16 protein-coding genes are annotated in these 21,484 nt (G+C 70.0%); 9 read left to right on the forward strand and 7 right to left on the reverse strand.

Going from position 1 to position 21,484, the window contains the following annotated elements; translation table 11 throughout:
- On the reverse strand, positions 1-465 hold a 465-nt coding region (locus tag CK505_RS04815), incomplete at its 3' end, for a UTP--glucose-1-phosphate uridylyltransferase (protein ID WP_176475288.1).
- 428 nt (positions 466-893) lie between these two features.
- Here CK505_RS04815 and CK505_RS04820 point away from each other — a divergent pair.
- The 4 genes from CK505_RS04820 (at position 894) to CK505_RS04835 (ending at position 6,752) form a co-directional block, all read left to right on the forward strand.
- On the forward strand, positions 894-2,336 hold the full coding sequence (locus tag CK505_RS04820) for a hypothetical protein (protein WP_095650406.1): 1,443 nt from the start codon (positions 894-896) through the stop codon (positions 2,334-2,336).
- Positions 2,337-2,464: 128 nt separating this feature from the next.
- Positions 2,465-4,177 carry a GT4 family glycosyltransferase PelF gene (gene pelF / locus CK505_RS04825; RefSeq protein WP_095650407.1) on the forward strand — a complete coding sequence of 571 codons (1,713 nt, stop codon included), beginning with the start codon at positions 2,465-2,467 and terminating at the stop codon, positions 4,175-4,177.
- Positions 4,174-5,238 carry a putative glycoside hydrolase gene (locus tag CK505_RS04830; protein WP_095650408.1) on the forward strand — a complete coding sequence of 355 codons (1,065 nt, stop codon included), beginning with the start codon at positions 4,174-4,176 and terminating at the stop codon, positions 5,236-5,238. Before pelF ends, CK505_RS04830 begins: the two co-directional genes overlap by 4 nt.
- 56 nt (positions 5,239-5,294) lie before the next feature.
- Positions 5,295-6,752 carry a hypothetical protein gene (locus CK505_RS04835; protein WP_095650409.1) on the forward strand — a complete coding sequence of 486 codons (1,458 nt, stop codon included), beginning with the start codon at positions 5,295-5,297 and terminating at the stop codon, positions 6,750-6,752.
- Between the two features lie 47 nt (positions 6,753-6,799).
- Here the strand turns inward: CK505_RS04835 and CK505_RS04840 are convergent, their stop codons facing one another.
- The 3 genes from CK505_RS04840 to CK505_RS18390 all read right to left on the reverse strand — a co-directional run bounded on the left by CK505_RS04840 (position 6,800) and on the right by CK505_RS18390 (position 10,742).
- On the reverse strand, positions 6,800-7,933 hold the full coding sequence (locus CK505_RS04840; RefSeq protein WP_217987528.1) for a M28 family metallopeptidase: 1,134 nt from the start codon (positions 7,931-7,933) through the stop codon (positions 6,800-6,802).
- 154 nt (positions 7,934-8,087) lie between these two features.
- On the reverse strand, positions 8,088-10,292 hold the full coding sequence (locus tag CK505_RS04845) for a M36 family metallopeptidase (protein ID WP_095650410.1): 2,205 nt from the start codon (positions 10,290-10,292) through the stop codon (positions 8,088-8,090).
- Positions 10,293-10,412: 120 nt separating this feature from the next.
- Positions 10,413-10,742 (reverse strand): hypothetical protein, encoded by a 330-nt coding sequence (locus CK505_RS18390; RefSeq protein WP_176475289.1) that lies wholly within the window; start codon positions 10,740-10,742, stop codon positions 10,413-10,415.
- A gap of 53 nt (positions 10,743-10,795) precedes the next feature.
- On the opposite strand from CK505_RS18390, the gene CK505_RS04855 reads away from it, so the two are divergent.
- Entirely contained in the window at positions 10,796-11,038 is a 243-nt protein-coding gene (locus CK505_RS04855) for a hypothetical protein (protein WP_095650412.1), read from the forward strand.
- 91 nt (positions 11,039-11,129) lie between these two features.
- Here the strand turns inward: CK505_RS04855 and CK505_RS04860 are convergent, their stop codons facing one another.
- Positions 11,130-11,741 (reverse strand): low molecular weight phosphatase family protein, encoded by a 612-nt coding sequence (locus CK505_RS04860; protein ID WP_095650413.1) that lies wholly within the window; start codon positions 11,739-11,741, stop codon positions 11,130-11,132.
- A gap of 332 nt (positions 11,742-12,073) precedes the next feature.
- Here CK505_RS04860 and CK505_RS04865 point away from each other — a divergent pair, with 332 nt between their 5' ends.
- The 4 genes from CK505_RS04865 to CK505_RS04880 all read left to right on the forward strand — a co-directional run bounded on the left by CK505_RS04865 (position 12,074) and on the right by CK505_RS04880 (position 19,325).
- Complete coding sequence (locus tag CK505_RS04865) at positions 12,074-13,972, forward strand: GH25 family lysozyme (RefSeq protein ID WP_141246778.1); 1,899 nt, start codon at positions 12,074-12,076, stop codon at positions 13,970-13,972.
- On the forward strand, positions 13,969-15,132 hold the full coding sequence (locus CK505_RS04870) for a CAP domain-containing protein (protein ID WP_095650415.1): 1,164 nt from the start codon (positions 13,969-13,971) through the stop codon (positions 15,130-15,132). Before CK505_RS04865 ends, CK505_RS04870 begins: the two co-directional genes overlap by 4 nt.
- A 526-nt stretch (positions 15,133-15,658) precedes the next feature.
- Entirely contained in the window at positions 15,659-18,055 is a 2,397-nt protein-coding gene (locus CK505_RS04875; RefSeq protein ID WP_229587709.1) for a bifunctional polysaccharide deacetylase/glycosyltransferase family 2 protein, read from the forward strand.
- Positions 18,042-19,325 carry an acyltransferase gene (locus CK505_RS04880; RefSeq protein WP_095650417.1) on the forward strand — a complete coding sequence of 428 codons (1,284 nt, stop codon included), beginning with the start codon at positions 18,042-18,044 and terminating at the stop codon, positions 19,323-19,325. The genes CK505_RS04875 and CK505_RS04880 overlap by 14 nt, the downstream gene beginning before the upstream one ends.
- Here the strand turns inward: CK505_RS04880 and CK505_RS04885 are convergent.
- Positions 19,291-20,319 (reverse strand): chitinase, encoded by a 1,029-nt coding sequence (locus tag CK505_RS04885; protein ID WP_095650418.1) that lies wholly within the window; start codon positions 20,317-20,319, stop codon positions 19,291-19,293. The genes CK505_RS04880 and CK505_RS04885 overlap by 35 nt on opposite strands.
- A gap of 179 nt (positions 20,320-20,498) precedes the next feature.
- Positions 20,499-21,482, reverse strand: coding sequence for a ribose-phosphate diphosphokinase (locus tag CK505_RS04890; protein WP_095650419.1), 984 nt, complete (start codon positions 21,480-21,482; stop codon positions 20,499-20,501).
- Positions 21,483-21,484 lie beyond the last annotated feature (2 nt).

Below are 21,484 nucleotides of genomic sequence, written 5' to 3' on the forward strand. Positions count from 1 at the left end.
CTGCACGGCGATCATCTCGGTGAGCAGCTCGTCCCGGGCGTCGATCAGGTCGTCGCCCAGCAGCACCGCGAAGGGCTCGTCACCGATGTGGATCTTCGCCCGCAGCACCGCGTGCCCCAGTCCCTTGGGGTCCGCCTGGCGCAGGTAGTGGATCTCGCCGAGCTCGGAGGCGTGCTCCACCGCCCGCAGCAGATCGGTCTTGCCCGACTCCTCGAGCTGGTGCTCCAGGGCCGGTACCCGGTCGAAGTGGTCCTCCAGCGCCCGCTTCGAGCGCCCGGTGATCATGAGGACGTCCTGGAGGCCGGCGTCGACCGCCTCCTGGACCACGTACTGGATGGCCGGCCGGTCCACGACCGGCAGCATCTCCTTGGGCATGGCCTTCGTCGCGGGGAGGAACCGGGTGCCGAGCCCGGCGGCAGGAATGACGGCCTTCCGGACCGTCCGGGGGTTGCTGTTTCCACTCATGCGCTCAAGTTAGCTATGCGATGGAGAGGGTTTCCAAACCGTGACGTCACGCTTCGCGGTGCACGACAGACATTCCCGGATCTACACGTGATCCGGGTATGTGTACCGGTGGAACTCCGTGCATGTCCCCGTGGAAGGGGACAAATGATCGGGCCCATGCTTCTTGCGGGTTCCACCCACTGTCCTGCCGCAAGGGCTCGGTCTGGGCCTACAACCCCCACATCGACGCGTTCCTCCGACCGCGGAACAACAGATGGGTCGCCGCCCATGCTCCGACCTCAGGAGAGATTGATCACTTCTTTTGCTTCTGCACGCCATTGACCGTCATGCTGGCTCCGCGACGACATTCCAGGTCAGATCGCATTTCAGTTCATCGGGGCGTTGCTGTGACGGGGGTCGCAGGCGCTGCCCGATTCGCAGGGGGAAGCATGAGATCGATCCAGTCCTTGATCCACGACGCCTACAGTCGGCGCCGCACCGCAGTCATTGCGATGGCGTTGTCGCTGACGATTCTCGTGCCGACCGTCGTCGAGCACCTTGCCCGACCCAGCCTGACTTTGCTGGCTCTGGCCGGCGGCCTTCTCGTCGTCGGTGTCGTAGCGGTGATGATGCGTGGCGGCACCTCCGGACCGGTCGATGACGACGCGGAGTCACCGGTCAGCTCCCGGGGCGGGGTGAACCTCCTGCTGTACCTCTCCCCGGTGATCTTCCTCAACATCGTCTTCCCGCTGGTCAGTCCGCGCATGGCGGAGTCTGCGATCGGCGGGGTGCAGTTGACCTACGTCGTGCTGGCCTCGTCCATCACCGTTCCCTGGTTGGCCCAGGCAGCGTGCATGCCCGCCTACCGTGCCATCGGCGGCCTGATGGCCGAGCGTGACATGGCGCAGATCACCCGCCGATTCTGCGAGGTGTGGCCGGCAATGTTCCTTCAGACGCTGCCGCTGGTCGGCTTGTTCGCCGTGCCGCTGTGGCTGGCCACCGGATGGTCGGCACAGGCCATGGGCGCCTACCTCGTCCTGTGCGGAGCGCACGTGCTGTTCGTGCAGTCCCTGGTCCTGGCCAACGTCGGGGAACGGCGCGGCCTGTGGGCTCTGGCCTGGGGCGCATACGCCGTGGCGCTGGTTCTGGCGCCGACGTTGTGGATCCTGCCGCCAGTGCTGGCCGCTGGGACCCAGATCGCGGCGATGGGCAAGCGCCTTGTCCACGTCCGGTCCTTCGAACGCCTGGGGCACCGCAGCTTCGCCGGCGATGTCGTCAGGGGCCTGCTTCTCGGCTCGGTCCTGTGGGCGGACAAGTTCGTGCTGTTCCTGGTCACCGACGGCACTTTTCAAGTAGTCGTGGTGTTCATGGCCATGCTCCCGGCAGTGCTGGCCTACAACTTCTACTTCGTGAACCTCGCCCCGCACGTGGACCACGCCGTGGCCGGGCTGCACCGGGCGATCGAGCGCGAGCCTTTGCCGGTGCTGGCCTCGCACTCCACTTTGCTCAGCCACATCGTGGACCGTGCGGTGCTGCGCACCGCAGCCATCGGAATGGTGCTGACCCTGGCCGCCGCAATGCTGCTGGGGGGCCTGCAACCAGAACACGTCCTCCTGGCCGTCGCCGTGTCGGTGGCCTCTTGGACGTTCATGATGCTCACCCTGCTGGGCTACGAGCTGGACTACATCGGAGAGAAGATCACCGCCCAGGTGCTCAGCGCCGTACACCTGCTCGTGTGCGTGCTGGCGTTCACGACGCTGGGCGCCAACGGCGCCTACGGCGTCCTGCTGGTAGCTGACCTCGTGCTCGTCGCCGTGGCCTGGGGGCTGTACAAGCGTCACTGGGTCCAGCCGGAGTACACGCTGTTCTGGCGCCACGCCACCTCCTGGTAGTCACTTCCCGCAGACCCGACAGGATCGCCGGTCCTCGTCCGTTGCTGGACGACGACCCCGGTCAGCCACCGCGATTTTCGGCCGTGCCTACACCGGCCAAGACCAACTGCCCCTGAGGAGCCACTGGCATGTACCCGTTCACCATTTCTCGCGCCAAGCACCGCGCCACCGCCACCGCCACCGCCACCGCCACCGATATCCTCGGCCTCTTGCCGGCCCAGCAGCGTCAACAGCAATACGTGGACGTGGACGTTGCCATCGTCATGGAATCCACCTATCCCTATCTCAAGGGTGGGGTGTCCGCTGTTGTCCACGACATCGTCATGGGGAATCCCGATCTCACGTACGGCATCATCCACATCTCCTGGGACTCCTCAAGTCCGCACGAGGACCTCTACGGCATGCCGGAGAACGTCAAGTGGGTGCGGGTGGTCTATCTGAGCATGCAGGAGCACCGGCACGACTTCATGGCCGTCCGGCCCAAGGATCTGGACATGAGCTCCGCCCAGCGCGCCGAGCTGTCGAACCGCATCTTCGACGCCTTGTACGCCTTGTCCGAGCGGCGGGAAACCGAGCCCCTGTGGCAGCTCATCGACGAAGGCCTCAACGAACGCACCCGACAGTACCCACTGTGGGCGATCCTCGGCTCCCGGGAGTTCATGCACGCCCTGACCGAGCGCATGCCCCAGCTGGGCCTGTCGCTGTCGGAGTCCTTCTGGGTGCTCCGCGGATTCTTCTCCCTGGCCTATGCGGTGCTCGGGGAGACCATGCCGAGAGCCCGCGTCTACCACGCGCACACCACCGGATACGCTTCGTTGCTGGGGGCCGCCGCCGCTCGGGACCACGGCACGTCCTTCCTGCTCACGGAGCACAATCTGTATGTGCGTGACACGGTCAACACACTGTTGGACCGGAACATGGCACTGTCCATCACCTCCAAGGACTATCGCACCTTCGACGTCACGGCCGAGCAGAGGGCCTGGATGGCGTGGTGGATCGAGATGGGGCACTTCTGCTACCCCAGCGCCGAGGTGATCACCTATCTGTATCCGACCGCGATCACCGAAGCCGCGGAACTGGGCACGGACATCGACAAGTCGGTGGTACTGCCGAACGGCATGACCATCGAGGAGTTCGAGGAGAAGTACCACGCGCGCCAAGCAGCCGTGGAAAAAATTGCCGCGAGCCGGGACGACCACACCTGGAAGCTGGTCTACATCGCCCGGGTCGTGCCCATCAAGGGCCTGATGGACCTGCTCTCGAGCATGGAGATTCTCAAGCGGCACGGTTACCCGAACCTGCACCTGGACGTTCTCGGACCTACCGAACACGTGCCGGAGTACTACGAAGCCTGCCTCGCGAAGATCGAAAGCCTTGGCTTGGAAGACATGGTGACCATCCACGGCACGGTCAACGTCCGGGACATGCTGGACCAGTTCGACCTGCTGGTGCTGCCCAGCTACAACGAAGGCCAGCCCATCGTGGTGCTGGAGGCCATGGCCGCCGGCATCCCCACTGTCGGCACGAACGTGGGCGGCATGAGTCAGCTCGTCGCCGAGGACCTCCACACCGCCGATGGGCGGACCTGGGGGGCGTGCGGTGAACTCGTGTCCGCCGGCGATGTCGAAAACATGGCTCTTCAGATCCGCACCGTCATCGAGGACACGGAGCGCTACCGCACCTACTGCGCCAACGCCCGCGGCCGGGTCGAAGACTTCTTCCAGCTTCACGAAGTCATGGCCTCCTACAACCAGCTCTACCGCATGCTCGGGAACATGAACTCTGAGCGCAACTTCGAATACTGGGGCGAAGAGCACCTGACCCCAGAGAGGGCCTCGTGAGCGGCGTCGGCGCCTGGATCCGCTACGGCGATCCGATCACCTCCGAACAGATCGACTTCGCCGCGGAGCACTACCGCGCGGCGATCCTGCAGCCGTGGGAGCTGGCGGCCGCGGCCGAGCTGAAGAAGCGCCGACCGGACATGACCGTACTCTGCTACAAGTGCCTGTCCTCCACCCGCAGCTACGAGCCCGGCCCCCTCTACAGCTCCGGTGTCTCCTATGCCGAGGCGGACGAACAGTGGTTCGCCCGCCGTGTGGAGGGACAACGGATCGAGTGGGAACGCTATGGCGGTCACTGGCAGATGACCGTATGGTCATCCGCCTACCGGGCCCGGTGGGTGGAGAACGTCACCGAGGAACTCACCGACTCGCCTTTCGACGGTGTGATGGCCGACAACGACGTCTTCGACGACTACTACGGACTGCGACTTCCCATTGATGGTGCCCGCTCGATGGCCGACATCCGCGACGGACTCGACGAGCTCGTCCACGCCGCCGGTGAGTCTCTCAACGCCGTGGGAAAGGTCCTGGTCCCGAACATCGCAGAATCCCGCCGGCAACCCGGCCGGTGGAGCGCTCACGCTGCCTACGGCGGTGGGTTCGAGGAGGTGTGGCTGGGGTACAGCCCCACCGACCTCTTTGACCCGGACACCGCCGAGGCCCAGCTGTCCCAGGCAGACGGGCCGGGGCTCAGCATCCTCCGGGTTCCGACAGACGGCAACGACCAGCACCCCAACTTCCACTACGGACTTGCTGCGTTCTGGATCTTCGGCGCAGGGCGCGGGGCCTACTCGGCCACGGCGCACGACGACTACAACCAAACCCAGCACGTGACCGAGCTCGACTGGGACCTCGGCCGCCCCCTCCAGGACCCGGTCCGCAGAGGGCACAGCTGGTGGCGGGAGTTCACCGGAGGGTGGGCCGCCGTGAACTTGAACATGGACGGACGCCGGCGGCGCCGCCTCAAGGTTCCGGCAGGCATGGTCGATGCTCACGGCGAACCTGCCGGCCCCTCTCTGGTGCTGCCCCCGCACCGGGGGCGGATCCTGCGACGCGCCTGACCCGCCCGGGGATTCACCTACGCAACTAAGGCCAATGCGTAGTCCATGATGTGCACATGAAAACGATGGCCGTTGCCACGGTGCTGCTCACTGGCCTGCTCACCACCCTGACCATGGGACCCGCCCCACTGGTCACCGCTGAGTCGCCACGCACGGGGATCGGTAGCAAGTCCGGCGCCTTGCCGGCATACCTGCAGGGCTACCGGCAAGGCCAACTGCTGTGTCCAGGCGCTGACCTGGTGGGTGAAGTCTCCGTGGCGATCGTCGACCCCATGATGGCGACCACCGACGCACCCGGGGACTGCACTCTGAGCGATATGAAGGCCGCCAACCCGGACACCCAGTTCCTGGCCTACCTCAACGTCGGCGCGATGCGACCCTGGGAGCACTGGAACGGCATCTTCCAGAACTCCTGCGCCGACATGGGCAAGGCCCGCAGCACCGAGTTCGCCGTCACGACCGACAACCCGGCTGTGGCCACCACGCCCACAGGGCATGCCGGTTACCCCGACTTCTCGTACCTGACCGTCGCCGACCTCTCCCCCGCCTACGCCCAGGCCTGCGCGGAGACCGCCCACCGGATCCTCACCACCGATGCCGAACGCGGCACCACCGATGCCCCGCCGGCACGCTTCGACGGCATCTTCCTCGACGACACCGCGCTCTCACCGTCCCATGGTCAGGACATGGTCGACGTCGGTCAATGGGGCCCCTGGGCCGACGACGACGCCTATGGGCGGGCCATGATCGACGTGGTTGCACGCATTGACGGCGTTCTCACCGAATCCATGGGCACCGACGTCCCCGTGGCGATCAACCTGGGTCTCTACCCTGCCTGGAGCAACCAAGTGGAGCTGGCCCTGGAGTTGGCTGCCACCGGTGCCGTGGACTTCGCACTGCGCGAGCACAGCATTGCCGAAAGCGACGGGCGCCCCTTCTCCGCGGAACGCCTGCACGAAGAGGCGGCAGCATTCCGGACCATCACCGCTGCGGGGCTGCCCATCGTCCAGCACGACTACTCTGTCCCGCTGCGCCAGTTGTCCCCTTCGGCCTATGACCGTGGCCTTCCCCTCGACGGATCTGCAGTCTGTCTTCAAGACGACTCGGACGATCGGCAGCGGATTGTGGCCGCAGCGGACCAACGGCGGACCCTCGATCACCGGCTCACCCTGGGCAACGTCCTGCTCAACCGCACTCCGGAGACCTCCACCATGACAGCGACTCTCGGACAGGCCGAACCCGCGTGCCAGGACAACGCCTGGGACGACGACCGACGCTGGGAAGACGTCACTCGAGCGTCCGTGGACACCGCAGACCCCCAGGTGACGGCACTGACCGCTGCCGTCACAGGCTCCGCCCACCCGAGCGCCGCGCCGATCCACGACAACGGCGTTCTCGTCAGCAAGCTCTCCGACGGAAGGGTTCTGGCGGTCAATCACAACTCCGACAGCCGGAGGGTCTCCGCATTCGGCACCAGCATGATCGTCCCGGGCCGGTCCGCCACTGTGGGCTGAACACGCCGTTGTTTGGCGACTCCGGTGGCCGGAGCGCCGGCCCTGGCTCATGCCTGCCCGAGCGCCTGGACGAGGTAGGCGACGTTCATCCGCAGGATCTCGAGGGCGAGGTCGTGGTCGACGTGCTCCAGGGTGTCGGCGGCGGTGTGGATGCGGTCGTTGGCGCCGTCGGCCCCCTCGATCGTGAGCACGGCGGGGATGCCGGCGTCGAGGAACGGCACGTGGTCGCTGTTGAAGGGCATCAGGCTGGTCTGCACGGTCAGGCTGGTGTGGGCCTGCGCCGCGGCGGCCAGCTCCTCCAGCGCGGCCTGGGACGCGGCGGCGCCCTCGAGCAGCACCGTGGGCGCGGGCGTGTTCCGGCACGCGATCATGTCCATGTTGACCACCGCGTGGATGCGCTCGCGGGCCGCCTGGTCCAGCTCCGCCACATAGTGGCGGCTGCCGAACAGTCCCTGCTCCTCGCCCCCGAACAGGACCAGCCGCAGGTCGCGGGCGCCGGGGTGGTCCCGCAGGGCCCGAGCGACGGCGAGCACCCCGGCCGCGCCCGAGCCGTTGTCGTCGGCGCCCGGTGCAGGGGCGGCGGCACCGTCCCGGACGTTGATCGAGTCGAGGTGGGCGGTGACGAGCACCGCGCGGCCGTCGCCACCGCGCCCCGGCCGCTCGGCGATGAGGTTCTGCGTGCTCCCGCCGTGGAGCGCCACCGTCTGGGTCCGGGTCGCGAAGCCCAGGCCGCTCAGCACGCCCTCGGCCCAGTCGAGCGCGGTGCGGAACTCCGGGCTCGTCGAGTGCCGCGTCCGGAGCGCGGCGAGCGTGCGCAGATCCGCCGCGAACGCGTCGCGGGACACGGCGGCTGCGCGCGGCTCGGCCACGGCCCGCGTCTCTGCCGGTGCCGGTGCCGGTGGCCGCTGCTCGAACACCACGGTGTTCGCCGGCAGAGGGCGAACGCCGAAGCACGGCAGGTGCCGCTCGGACGGCTCGACGATCCTCCCCGCCTCGGCGGGGTCGAGGTCGACGACGAGGTAGCGTCCCCGGTCGAGAAGGACCGGGACCTCGGGGTGGGCCTGCTGGAACTGGCGGCCGTTCTGGATCACCACGTGCAGGCGGGCGGCGGGGACCCCGATCCGCTCCGCGGGGGTGCGGCCGGCGGCCGTCCGCTCCAGTTGGGCCGGCGCCCCGGTCACCAGGAGCGTGTCGCCGAGCCGCGTTCAAGTGGCGCCGGCGTCCGCGGCCGCGGCGGTCAGTGCCCGCAGCGCGTCCGGCGCCACGACGCGGGGCCCGTCGTCGTTCCCCGGCGTCTTTCCTGACTCGAAGCGGAGGGCCGTCATGGTGCGCCTCCTACGGCGTGCTGAAGCTCTCGACCACGCCCGCGAGCGATGTGGAGGTGCTGGGCGGGGACACGGCGCCGGCGCCCAGGCCGCGCTTGGCGAAACCGCGCCACACCGCGCCGAGGTCGGCGGGGTTCAGGGCGGCGACCGCGGTGACGATGCCGTCGCGCGCCAGCGTGAAGGTCGGCATGCTGGGCGTGAGCTTGAGCCCGCCGACCACGTACTCGAGCACGCGGCGCTCGGCCTCGGCGTGGCCGTGGGCGGCGACGAGGTTGACGAACACCTCCCACAGGGCGGCGCACCAGACCTCGCCGGCGTTGTGCACCTCGCTGTTCGGCCCGCCGCTGTGCGGACGGCGCGGCGGTCCGGCCGGGAGCACCACCCCGTTGCTGATGTGCTTGAACGTCAGCGGGTTCTTGCCCAGGTCCGCCGAGTAGGGGTAGCGCCGGATCGAGAAGTAGTAGTTGTCCGTGAAGGTGGGGGTGAGGTCGGTCCACCCGCCGGCGGGGAAGGCGCCGGTGCCGAAGTCATCGGTGGCCTGGGAGGTCATGGTGATCGCGAAGAAGTCGCCCCAGCCCTCGCCCATCGCCCGGCCCTGCTGGTTGGCCAGCCCGGTGGCGTTGCCGACGAGACGATTGGTGATGTAGTGCCCGAGCTCGTGGTAGGTGATCAGCGCGTCGAAGTTGCTGGTGCGGGACGGCAGCGGGGCGACGCCGCGGAACTCGTACATCTGCATCCGCGGGCTGGCGCCGTCGGCCGGGGTCTGCATGTTGGCGTTGTCGGTGCCGCTGAAGTCGTTGCCCTCGGCCAGGATCGGGTCCCCGCCGAGGCCCGCCCCCGTGAGGTTCACCTGCTGGGCGTTGCCGGCCGCCTCGTCGAAGCCCGCCTCGTACCAGCGGTCGTGCAGCCAGTTCACGTGGAAGAACATCCCGACGAGACTGGCCTGCAGGTTGGTGGGGTCGCTCGCGGGCCGGGCGTGGTCGTAGGCGTGGTCGAAGGTGCGGGACCCGGTGGCCCGGCCGTCCACGTCGCCGGAACTGCTCCCGTCCGGCGCCTGGACGTCCGCGTAGGCGATGCAGTTGTTGCCGCGGGTGGTCGAGGCGCCATCCGGCAGCCACGGGGCGCCCGGGAGCAGGCTCTCGAGCGTGACCAGCCGGTCGGGGACGGTGGCGGCCTGGAACCCGTCCGGGCGCCCGGTCGGGTGCGGCGACCCGGGCGCCGGCCCGTCCTCGGGGCGGAACAGCGCGTCCCCCGTGTTGAACACCCGGTAGGTGAAGGCGGCGTCCGCCCGCAGGTTCTTCCGGAACAGCACCTCCGGCTCCCCGAGCGCGTCGATCACATAGCTGAACGCCGGGAAGCCCTCGATCCACAGCTCCAGGTAGTAGCCGGGGGTGAACTGCTCCTCCCCCAGCGGGAACAGCACGTCCTTCACCCGGACCTCCCGCTCGAATGCCGGGCGCCCGGTGCCGGCCGGTTCGGTGCCAGCCGATTCGGTGTCGATCGGCTCGGAGCTGGTCGGTTCGGCGCCGGCCGGTTCGGTGAAGCGGTAGAACCGGTAGCCGCCACCGGCGGTGTCGCCGGTCTCAGTACCCCCGGCGTCCTCGGCGCTCGCCGCGCTCGCCGTGCTCGTCCCGGTGAAGGCCGTGGCGGGGTACTCGACCCCGGTCAGGTCGAACGCCGCCACCGCGATCGCCTCCTCCGCCGTGGTGACGCCGGTGGTGGTGCTGGCCGCGCGGGCACCGGCCGCCTGCGCGGCGCCGGGAAAGAACTGGCCGGCCACGGACATCACGTCGCCGTCCGGTCCGATGGCCGCCGTCGCCTCGGAGTTGAAGACCTCCAGGCCGTCGGCCCGCTGCACGAGCTGCACCGTGCGCAGCCCCCGTCCGCTCACCGACACGATGGTGACGCCCTGCGCGTCCGCCTCGGACAGCCGCCACAGGTCGCCGTGCTCGGTGACGAAGCGCTGGACGGTCTCCTCCGGCGATGCGCCCGCCTCCCCCGACAGCCCGGCGGCCGGGGCCCGCCGTGCGATGCGGTTCGGCAGCGCGGTCGCCTGGTCGTAGTCCACCTCCAGGTCTCCGAGCTGCGCGTCCATTCGGAGGTGGCCCGGCGACCCAGGAGCCGGAGCAGCCGGCGGCGCGGTGCCACGGGCGTTCCGGACGCCGGCGTCGTACAGCGCGTGGAAGTCCTCCGGGAGTGCTCGGTCAGCGGCCATCAGGAACTCCTCGCGAATGATCAGTGCAGCACCCGGTCATCGTCCACGGGACCGGGAACGGGTTCTCCTCGCAGGCGTGGCCGACCTGAGCTCCATTAAGGAACCGGTCCCGTTCATCGGTCAAGCAGCGAACAGGCGTGTGACGTGCCCGTTCGTCCTTGTCGTCACCAGCCCGCGGCGGCGGAGCGCGCCCACCATGGCGGTTGGCGTCAATTTCATCTTGACACGCCCGGGGCGGTCCGGCACATTGGAGAAATGGAGGTTCGGGGATCCGCGCGGAAGCACGGCATCGACGACGCCGACATCGAGCACGCGTGGGTAAATGCGATCCGTCTGGTCGAGTACGAGTACCAGGGCGAAGACCGCCTCCTGGTCATCGGGCCCGACCAACACGGCAGGCTCCTCGAGCTGGTCGCCGTACCAGCCGGAGAACCGACGAGGATCATCCACGCCGATCTGCTCAGACCGAAGTTCTACGACTATTTGAGATGAGGTGGAATTCCATGGATATCGCAACCGCGCACGACCGCACAGGACTGGACGAGCTCGACGTGTCGTCGCACCCCGCTCGTGACGCCGTGCACTTCCGGCGCATCCTGGCCGCTCGGCAGCACATCACCGAGGCGGAGAACGAACTGCGGGAGGCGGTGAAGGCCGCCCGTGCGGCCGGCGACTCCTGGGCCTTGATCGGTTCCGCTCTCGACACGACGCGCCAAGCGGCCCAGCAGAGGTTCGGTCAGGACTGAACGTCCGCGCGGTCGGTGCAGGACTCCCCGCCCCACAAGGCGCCCCACCCGGGTGGAACAGGCACCCGCGCAAAACACACCTGACGCAGTACTACTCTGCCACCGGCGCGGGCTCCGCGTAGCGGCGTTCGAAGGCGAGGATCGCGTCCGTGGCCTCGAACAACTCGTCCGCCATCTGCTGGAGCACAGCGTCCTCCTGGCGGTAGGGGTCGATCACGTCGTTGCGCTCGGGGTGGCGCACCGGCACCCGCTGCCGCAGCCGCGGCGCCTGCTGGACCAGCCAGGCCCAGCGCTCGGCACGGTCGGACGGCACCGCGCGGTCGAGCTCCGGGTCGGTGGAGAGGTACTGCAGGATCCGGGCGAACTCCCGCAGGGTGAAGACCTTCTTCAGCAGCCGCGGTGACTGCTGGAGCACCGGCTGGGTGTGCTCCCGGGCCATCACGAGCACCAGGTCGATGTCCTTCAGCACGTCCGGGGTGACCTGCCGGGCCCGGTGCGCGGCGGCGGCCTCCAGGCCGCGGTCCTGGGCCAGCCTGCCCACCCGCTGCTCGAAGCCCTCGTCCACCAGCGCGTGCATCCCGGCGCTCGTCACCTCGAAGCCGCCGGGCGAGATCTCGTTGAGGCCGTGGTCGAGCTCGACCGCCGCCATGGGCGAGCGGCACACGTTGCCCGTGCAGACCGTCAGGATGCGCGTGGGGGCCATGGTTCTCCTCTGGGGGGTCGAGTCCGGTTCATCGTATCCGGCACCGGGTCCTGAGCTGGGTCTTCGCCCACCCACCGGGATCGCGCCGCCGACGGGATCCGGGCGCGCCGGGTCCGTCGTCGTCGTTCCCCGGCGCGCGGCCCCCGCAACGCACCCAGCGGACAGAATCACTACGGCCAGAGAGGTACGGGTGCGTAACACGGCCCATCGTTATTGATTGTTTATGCAAACGCGCCTTTATACTCGTCGTGGCTCTGAGGATCTTCCCCCCATCCCGATGGCCTTGCACGAGTCGTTCCCCCCAACGATCCATGCGAGTTAGGCGTTCCAGCGTGAAAGCAACCCCCCGACTGACGCTGCCTGCCGCCCTCACGGCGGCGGTGCTGGCCATCACCACACTGACCCCGGTCGCGGCCCTGGAAGAGGCCGCCACCACCCGATCGACCACCCTCTCCGAGGAGCGGCAGGGCAACCTGGTCTCCAAGGTCGTGGAGTCCGACGGCGAGATCGTCTCCACCCTGGTGGACGCGACCACCGGCGAGGCCGTTCTCCCCGACCCGGCGCGCGCCGGCACGCAGCCGGCCGCGGGCGACCCCCACGGCGGCGCCGTGATGGGCCAGTGGGCCAAGTCCGAGAGCCACTTCGAGCAGATGGCCGCCTCCTCCGCCCGCACCGCGGAGGAGCTCTCCGGCGCCACGGACACCGACGACGACGACGACGGCGCCGCTGCCGGCGCGGCGGACGGCGACACCGCGGAGGAGGCTGTCGCGGGGGTCGCGTCGGCCGAGTCCCTCGGCGCCGCCGCGTCCTGGGCCCCCAGCGGCATCAAAGGCACGGACGTCTCCAACTGGCAGCCGTCCCTGAACTGGTCGAGCCTGTGGAACCAGGGCTCGCGCTTCGCCTACGTCAAGACCTCCGAGGGCGACAGCATCCGCAACAGCCTGTTCCAGCAGCAGTACGCCGGGGCGGGTGCCGTGGGCATGCACCGCGGCGGGTACCACTTCGCGATCCCCACCCGGGACTCCTCGGGCGCGAAGCAGGCGGACTACTTCATCAACAACGGCGGCGGCTGGTCCGCGGACGGCCGGACCCTGCCGGGCCTGCTCGACGTCGAGAACAACCCGTACCCCTCCCTGTACGGCAACCACTGCTACAACTTCAGCCAGTCCGAGATGGTCAGCTGGATCCGCGACTTCTCCAACCGGTACAAGGCCCGCACCGGGAGGGTGCCGGCCATCTACACGAACTACTACTGGTGGCAGGACTGCACCGGCAACACCAGTGCGTTCAACGACCACCCCCTGCACATCGCCGCCTACGAGACCACGGCACCCCGGGTGCCCAGCGCCTGGTCCACCTACGACTTCTGGCAGTACACCGACGCCGGGTTCACCGAGCGGATCGACGCCAACGTCTTCCGCGGCAGCACCGCGCAGCTCCAGGACCTGGTGCGCAACCGCTATTACAAGCCGATGGGCGGCCGGGCACCGGCCGGCACCCCGACCGGGACCCCCACCCAGGTGTCCCCCGCCGGATACGTGGTCAAGGGCGGCATCGGCAACCAGTACCGGGCCCTCGGCGGATCCTCCGTCTTCGGCACCCCGACCATGAACGAGCGCGGCGGCCTGGTCAACGGCGGCGTGTACCAGCGGTTCTCCAAGAACTCCACCTTCTACTGGAGCTCCCCCACCGGGGCGTGGCCCGTGAACTTCAACGGCGCCATCGGCCGGAAGTTCACGGCGAACCGCTACGAGAACGGCTTCGGCTACCCGTCCACCCGCGAGATCACGGGCCTCACCGGCGGCGGCGCCTACCAGGTGTTCCGCAGCGGCGGCGCCGTGAACAAGGTCCTGTGGAGCCCGGCCACCGGCGCCCAGCCCGTCCGGGAGACCAGCGGGATCGGCGCGGCGTGGAAGCGCGGCGGCTACGAGCGCGGCTACGGCTACCCCTCCACCCCCGAGATCGGCGGCCTGGTCAACGGCGGCTCCTACCAGCTGTTCCGGCGCGGCAACGACGTCCACAAGATCCTCTGGAGCTCCGCCTCCGGCGCCCACGCCGTGAAGGAGAACAGCGCGATCGGCCGGGAGTGGAAGGCCGCAGGCTCCGAGCGCGGCTACGGCTACCCGACCACCGGCGAGTACCGCTACGGCACCGAGGTCCGCCAGAAGTTCTCCAAGAACTTCACCGTGCACTACTCCACCACCACGAAGAGGACCTGGGCCACCCGATGAACACCGCCAAGCACCGCGCCCCCGCGCGCCCCCGCACCACCGGCCGCCTGGCGCTCACCGCGGCGGCCCTCGCCCTGGCGGTCCCCGCCACCGGGATGCTCGCGGCGGCCCCCGCCGCCGCGGCGACCTCGGACATCGTCAACGTCTCCACGAGCACCCGCTCGGCCGACACCCAGCGGCTGCTGGACCTGATCAACGCCCACCGCAAGGCCAAGGGCCTCGCCCCGGTCAAGTACTCGGCCACGCTCTCCAAGATCGGCCAGGAGCAGTCCACCCGCCTGGTCCGCGAGGAGGTCATCGACCACACCGACGACTTCTGGAAGGACGAGCGCGCCGGGAACTGGAACGCCGTCGGCGAGATCCACTCCGTGTCCTGGCAGGGCACCGTCACCGAGCTCATGAACTGGTGGAAGGGCTCGAAGGCGCACAACAAGGTGCTGACCGACCCGAGGATGACGGTCATCGGCATCGGCCTGACCTACGTGGACGGGCAGCTGTCCGGGAACAAGCAGGGCTGGAAGCTGGTCGGCACCGTGAACTCCTACGGCTACGCCGCCGGCCAGGCCCCCGCGGACACCCGCTCCACGGTGGGCACGGTCGCGGCGCCCAAGCCCCCCACCGCCCCGATCACCTCCGCCGGGTACACGGTGCGCGGCGGGATCGGCAACCAGTACCGCGCGCTGGGCGGGGCCGCCGTGTTCGGCGCCCCCACCATGAACGAGCGCGGCGGCCTGGTGGGCGGCGGCGCCCTGCAGAGCTTCGCCAGGAGCACCACCTTCTACTGGAGCGCCCCCACCGGCGCCTGGCCGGTGCGCTTCAACAGCGCCATCGGCCAGAAGTTCGCCGCCGCCGGGCACGAGCGCGGCTACGGCTACCCCAGCAGCCCGGAGCGCGGCGGACTCACCGGCGGCGGCGCCTACCAGGTGTTCCGCAGCGGGGCCACCGTGCACAAGGTCCTCTGGAGCCCCCGGACCGGTGCGAAGGCCGTGAAGGAGAACAGCGCGATCGGCCAGCGCTGGAAGTCCGCCGGCTACGAGCGGGGCTACGGCTACCCGAGCACCGACGAGTACCGGTACGGCTCCGAGGTGCGCCAGCGGTTCTCGAACGGCTACACCGTGCACTGGTCCTCGATCACGAAGCGGACCTGGGTCACCCGCTGACCCCTCGCCACCCGCTGAACGCCCGGCCGGTTCTCCGGCCGGGCGTTCTGCCGTCCCCGGCCGGCGTTCTTGTCCCCGGTCCCGGTGCCGGTGTCCCCCGAGCGGGGGCCGGGCACCGGCTCGCCGCGGTTGTCCCCCGCACGAGGGCGGGCGATCACATCCGGCCACGTCAGGATGTGGTGCGCTTCACAGGCAGGACGGAATCGAGCTGTGTTTCCTGTTGCGAATCTGTGAATGTGTGGATTCCCGTGTCACCACTTGGGGGGACGAGTCCGGCCGCGCCCGTCCCCCGATCGGCGGATGTTCCCGTTCATTAAGTACCACCCCGTAACTTCAGGTGCCGCGATGGCAGTCGTTTGCACTCGCACTTGCATGCACAGCGATGAGATGTGCTGCCTGTGCAACCTGTTTGCACTTGTGACAGACGGGTCGCGGCTTGGCAGGCTGGCCCGGTCGGCCCGTCCGGGGGGATGTGCCGGCCGGTCCGTCGAGGGGACGGACCGCCGACCGGGGGAACGAGCACGCCGTGGCAGCATCCGACAACGACCGACGACCACCGCACCGCCGACGCGCGGAGCGGACCGGCAGCAGCGCCGCGCCGCCGGTGTTCTTCGACCCCAGCGGCAAGCGCTGGTACCGCATCCTCGCCACCCTCGTGGTGCTCCTGGCCCTCGCGGCCGGCGCCGTGTCCTGGATCGTCCCGCAGGCGCTCGCCCAGCCCTGGGAGCGGCCGCTGCACCAGGAGAACGGCTATCCGCGGGAGCTGATCGCCACCGGGGACCAGGAGAACATCCCGCTGCTCGGGGACGCGTCCAACCCGTTCAGCCGGATCGGGCTCGTCGAGGAGACGGAGGCCGGGACGGTGCTGCGCAGCCCGTTCAGCGAGGACGTGTTCCGGGTGCTCACCGACGAGGAGCGGGAGCTCGTGGGGGACAGCCCCTACGTCATGGAGCGCTTCGGTGAGCTGCCGGAGAAGCAGCTCATGCTGACCTTCGACGACGGCCCCGACGCCACCTACACCGGTGAGATCCTCGACGTGCTCTCGGCCGAGGGCGTGCCCGCCACGTTCTTCAGCGTGGGCACCAACGTGGTCGGGCAGCCGGAGCTCTTCCGCCGGATCGTCCGGGAGGGGCACATGGTGGGCAACCACACCATGACCCACACCACCGCCTGGGACGACGACCTGCGCAACCGCGAGGAGCTGATCGGCACCGACCGCGCCATGCGCTCGGTCGGCAGCTACGCGACCCACCTGTTCCGCCTGCCCACCGGCGACCCGGACAACAAGGCCCTGCCCATCCTCGAGGCCCAGCAGCTGGGCTACCTGCACGTGGACTTCGACTACGACACCCACGACTGGGAGGCCGCGCCCGGGGAGACCGTGGACCTGCCCGCGCTCGACGGCGAGGGCCACATCGTGCTGATGCACGACGGCGGCGGGGACCGCACCGCCACCGTGGCCGCCCTCAAGGAGCTGATCACCGAGGCCAAGGCGCAGGGCTACACCTTCTCGACGCTGGCCCCCATCGTCCCCGAGGGCTACCTGCCGGCGGCGGACACCGAGCCCGTGCTCGCCGACGACGCCACCGCCCTGGCCGTGGCCGGACTGACCGTGGCCCCGGACGTGGTCATGACGTGGCTGTTCTGGTTCGGCATCGGGTCTCTGACCCTCATGTCCGCCCTCTACGTGGTGCTGGCCCTGATCGGCCACCGCCGCCAGACCCGCCGGGCCTGGCCGGAGCTCCCCGAGGACCGGCTGCCCCTGGTTTCGGTCATCCTGCCGGTGTTCAACGAGGAGCCCGTCATCGCCCGCACCCTGGCCGCCCTGCGCGCCAGCGACTACCCGAACCTCGAGGTCATCGCCGTGGACGACGGCTCCACCGACCGCACCCTGGCGATCATGCGCGAGCACGCCGCGTCCTGGCCGGCGCTGACGGTCATCACCCAGCCCAACGGCGGGAAGTCCATCGCCTCCAACCACGGGATCATGGCCGCCCGGGGCGAGATCGTGGTGACCCTCGACGGGGACACCCTCTTCGAGCCCCAGACCGTCCGGATGTTCGCCCGTCACTTCTACGCCCAGGACGCCAAGCGCCCCGTCGGAGCCGTGGCCGGGCACGTGAAGGTCGGCAACCGCACCGGACTGCTGACCATGTGGCAGTCCCTGGAGTACATCTCCGGGATCTGCGTCACCCGCATGGGCGAGGGCGTGGCCGGGGCGATCTCCATCGTCCCCGGGGCGTGCGCCGCCTGGCGCAAGGAGGCCCTCCAGGCCGCCGGGGGCTACTCCCACGACACCCTCGCCGAGGACGCCGACCTCACCATGACCCTGCAGAAGCTGGGTTGGGCCGTGGTGCAGGAGAACCGTGCCGTGGCGTGGACCGAGGCCCCCATGACCGTGCGCGGCCTGGCCAAGCAGCGGCTGCGCTGGACCTACGGCAACCTCCAGGCCCTGTGGAAGCACGCCGGGATGCTCTTCCGCCCCCGCTACGGGTTCCTCGGGATGGTGGCCCTGCCCTACACCCTGCTCGCCACCCTCGTCCCGCTGGTCTTCCTGCCGCTGACCGTGCTCATGGCCGGGATCAACCTGGCCGCCGGCAACTGGCAGCCCATCGCCGCCTTCGCCGCCTTCGTCCTGGCCATCCACGCCGTGATCTGCGTGCTCGCCATCCGCATGGTCGGCGAGTCCTGGACCCACCTGCTGGTGGTGCCCGTCTACCGGATCATCTACGAGCCCCTGCGCGCCTACCTCCTCTACGCCTCCCTGCTCCAGGCGCTGCGGGGTCGGATGATCGGCTGGTACAAGCCCGAGCGCACGAACAGCGTCATCGACCTGGCCCCCGCGGCGGAGCCCGCCGGCTCCGCGGCCCCCGCGGCCTCCGTGGCCCCGTGGCAGGAGGGCCGGCGCGGTGAGCGGGTCTGAGCCCGGCCGGGACCGGTACCTCGACCTGCTGCGGTCGATCGCGCTGGTCCGCGTCGTCGCCTACCACACGTTCGCCGGCGCCGTCTTCAGCCTGGTGTTCCCCGCCATGGGCGTGATGTTCGCCCTGGCCGGGTTCCTGATGGCCCGGTCCCTGCGCCGGCCCGCGGGCACGGTCCTCGTCTCCCGGGCCCGCCGGGTGCTGGTGCCGCTGTGGGTCTACGCCGCCACGGTCCTGGCGCTGCTCGTGGGGCAGGGCTGGTCCCCCGGGGCCGACGCGTCCTGGGGGCAGGTGCTCCTGTGGTGCCTCCCGGTCGGGGATCCGGTCCTCCCTGAGAGCGCCGGGTCCGGGGCCGTGGATCCCACCTGGCCGGTGCAGGCCGGGGAGATCCTCTGGTACGTCCGGACCTACTTCTGGTTCCTGCTCCTCTCCCCCGTGCTGCTGCGGGCGTTCCGAGCCCGGCCCTGGCCGGTGCTGCTCGCCCCACTGGCCTTGAGCGGCCTGCTCGCCCTCGGGCTCGTGCCGCTGCCCTCCTGGGCGGACGCCCCGGTGACGGACCTCGCGACCTACGGCTCCTGCTGGATCCTGGGCTTCGCCCACCAGAGCGGCATGCTGCGCCGCATCCCCCGCGGCGCCGTCCTCGCGGCCGGGCCCGCGGTGATGGGGCTGGGCCTGTGCTGGGCCGCCGGGCACCGCGGCGAGGCGGGGTGGGACCTCAACGAGATCCCGTTCGCCCAGGCCCTGTGGTCGTTCGGCTTCTGCGCCGTGCTGCTGCGCGTCTCCCCTGCCTGGCGGGATCTGCCCCGGCCGCTGCGGTTCCTGGACGGGGCCGTGACCCTGCTCAACTCCCGGGCGATGACCGTGTACCTGTGGCACAACCTTCTGCTGGTCGGCACCGTGCTGCTCGTCGACGTGCTGTGGGAGAGCGATGTCCTGGCCACGGCCGTGCCCGGGCTGCTGGCGAGCCCGTGGCTGTCCTTCCTGCTGGTCTGGCCGCTGCTCGCCGTCGTCGTGCTCGCGGTGGGCTGGGCGGAGGACCTCGCCGCGGGACGGCGGCCGCGGCTGTGGCCGGTCCGGCCCGCTGCCACCCCCGCCACCGCTCCCATGCCTGCCCCTGTTCCTGGCCCCGCTGCTGCCACCGCCGCGGGACAGGGAACCGCGGGACAAGGAGCCGCCGGCACCGGCTTCCCCGGCCGATCCTGGCTCTACCCCCGCTCCGTGCGGGAGCCGGCGGCGCTCAGCCCGCGAAGCCCTCGAGGAGGACCCGGGTGAACTCCCCGGCCTCCTCGTCGAGGCCGCTGCAGAAGTCGTTGGCCTCCGCAGGGTCCCCGTCCTGCGCGGTGCACGGCCGGTCCCGGTTGACCGACCAGTAGGAGAGCCGCCCCGCGCCCTGCTCCCGGGCGAACCCAGCGAGCTCGGCCGCCGCGTCCAGGTCCAGGACCTCCCCGGGGACGTCGTTGACCCCGATCATCGGGGTGAGCCCGATCCGGTTCCACACCTCCTCGGCGGAGAGGTCCTGGCCGGCTGCCTCCCACAGCGCGGTGAGCTGGCCGTGCGCCGAGCGGGCCGCCTCCTCCGAGGCCGCCGCCATCGACTGCCCCGCGGGCTTGCTCTCGCTGTAGTTCATGGTCATGAGGTTGACCCCGGCGAGGTCCACCTCCGCCGCGAGCAGCTGTGCCACGACCTCCACCGGGTCCTGGTCCAGACCGTGCGGGGCCACCGGCAGCGTGGCCCACACCTCCAGCGGCTCGTCCCGCTCCTCCTGCAGGCGCACCAGCACCTCGGCCCGCCGGCGGTTGGCCTCCCGGTCCTCGAGGTCGTCCAGCTCGATGTCGAAGTCCGCGATGCCCACGTCGTAGCGCTCGAGCACCGTCCGGTACGCCGCGAGCAGCCGGTCCGGGTCGGTGCACACGGTGGCCAGCTCGGCCCCGGCGGCGCCGCCGAAGGAGATCGCCACCTCCCCGCCCTGCTCCCGGAGGGACGCGATCTGCTCCTCCATCCACAGCACGTCCTCCGCCTCGTCCAGCCCGTAGTAGCCGCCCCACGAGGGCGTGCAGGGGTCCTCGGGATCGGCCACCACGAACCCCAGCACCGTGCGGGACTGCCCCGCGGTCTCCGCCCCGAAGTCGAAGTACGGATAGGACGTGGTGTTGACGTAGCCGCCGGACCAGGGCTCGCGCAGGTCGGGGCCGCAGCCGGTGAGGACCAGCCCGGCGGCGCCGCACAGCAGCAGCGGGCCGAGGAGGCGGTGTCGTCGTCGGGTCATGGGGTGCGGGCTGTCCTTGTCGGCGCGAAAGTTCCCCGGACGGTGCCGCCCGGGACGGTGGTTCCTGCGGTGCCGGGCCCCGCTGCAGGGGCTCAGCAGTGGGGGCCCCGGTGGCGGAGCAGCCCCCCGCCGGGTGGCGAGGGGCTGCGTCGTCGTCGTCGACCGTTCCCGGGAGCGGGTCAGGACCTGCCGTCGAACAGGCTGGTCACGGAGCCGTCCTCGAAGACCTCCTGGATGGCGCGCGCGATGAGCGGGGCGATCGAGAGGACCGTGAGGTTCTCGAACTGGTGCTCCGGGGGCACGGGCAGGGTGTCCGTGACGACCACCTCGAGGGCGCCGCACGTGGACAGCCGCTCCACGGCGGGGTCGGAGAACACGGCGTGGGTCGCGGCGATGATGACGTCCTTGGCCCCGCGCTCGCGCAGCACCTGCACGGCGCCGGAGATCGTCCCGCCCGTGTCGATCATGTCGTCGATCAGCACGCAGGTGCGGCCCTCGATCTGCCCCACGACCTCCTTCGAGGTGGCCTGGTTCGGCCGGGTGATGTCGCGGGTCTTGTGCACGAACGCGAGCGGGCAGCCGCCCAGCAGCTCGGTCCACTGCTCCGCCACGCGCACGCGCCCGGTGTCCGGGGAGACCACGGTGACGTTCTCGACGTCGACGACGGAGCGCACGTGCTCCGCCAGCAGCGGGATGGCCATCAGGTGGTCGACCGGGCCGTCGAAGAAGCCCTGGATCTGCGCGGTGTGCAGGTCCACGGACATCAGCCGGTCCGCGCCGGCGGTCTTGTACAGGTCCGAGATGAGGCGGGCCGAGATGGGCTCGCGGCCGCGGTGCTTCTTGTCCTGCCGGGCATAGGGGTAGAACGGGGACACCACGGTGATGGACCTGGCGGACGCCCGCTTCAGCGAGTCGATCATGAGCAGCTGCTCCATGATCCACTGGTTGATCGGGGCCGGGTGGGACTGGATGAGGAAGGCGTCCGTGCCGCGCACCGACTCCCCGAACCGCACGTAGGTCTCGCCGTTGGCGAAGTCGTAGGCGTCCGTGGGGATCAGCTCCGTGCCCAGCTCCGTGGCGATGCGCTCGGCGAGTTCGGGGTGGGCCCGTCCCGAGACCAGGACCAGCTGCTTGGCGCCCTCGTTGGTGATGGCAGTGGTCATTG

It is taken from the genome of Kocuria sp. WN036 (assembly GCF_002287015.1).
GTDB classification, from domain to species: Bacteria; Actinomycetota; Actinomycetes; order Actinomycetales; family Micrococcaceae; genus Kocuria; species Kocuria rosea.

What these genes read in the sequence shown, in the direction of transcription:
- CK505_RS04820 (WP_095650406.1), top strand. Translation starts at nt 894, where the DNA reads ATGAGATCGATCCAGTCCTTGATCCACGACGCCTACAGTCGGCGCCGC.
- CK505_RS04835 (WP_095650409.1), top strand. Translation starts at nt 5,295, where the DNA reads ATGAAAACGATGGCCGTTGCCACGGTGCTGCTCACTGGCCTGCTCACC.
- CK505_RS04845 (WP_095650410.1), bottom strand. Translation starts at nt 10,292, where the DNA reads ATGGCCGCTGACCGAGCACTCCCGGAGGACTTCCACGCGCTGTACGAC.
- CK505_RS04860 (WP_095650413.1), bottom strand. Translation starts at nt 11,741, where the DNA reads ATGGCCCCCACGCGCATCCTGACGGTCTGCACGGGCAACGTGTGCCGC.
- pelF (WP_095650407.1), top strand. Translation starts at nt 2,465, where the DNA reads ATGTACCCGTTCACCATTTCTCGCGCCAAGCACCGCGCCACCGCCACC.
- CK505_RS04885 (WP_095650418.1), bottom strand. Translation starts at nt 20,319, where the DNA reads ATGACCCGACGACGACACCGCCTCCTCGGCCCGCTGCTGCTGTGCGGC.
- CK505_RS04870 (WP_095650415.1), top strand. Translation starts at nt 13,969, where the DNA reads ATGAACACCGCCAAGCACCGCGCCCCCGCGCGCCCCCGCACCACCGGC.
- CK505_RS04855 (WP_095650412.1), top strand. Translation starts at nt 10,796, where the DNA reads ATGGATATCGCAACCGCGCACGACCGCACAGGACTGGACGAGCTCGAC.
- CK505_RS04890 (WP_095650419.1), bottom strand. Translation starts at nt 21,482, where the DNA reads ATGACCACTGCCATCACCAACGAGGGCGCCAAGCAGCTGGTCCTGGTC.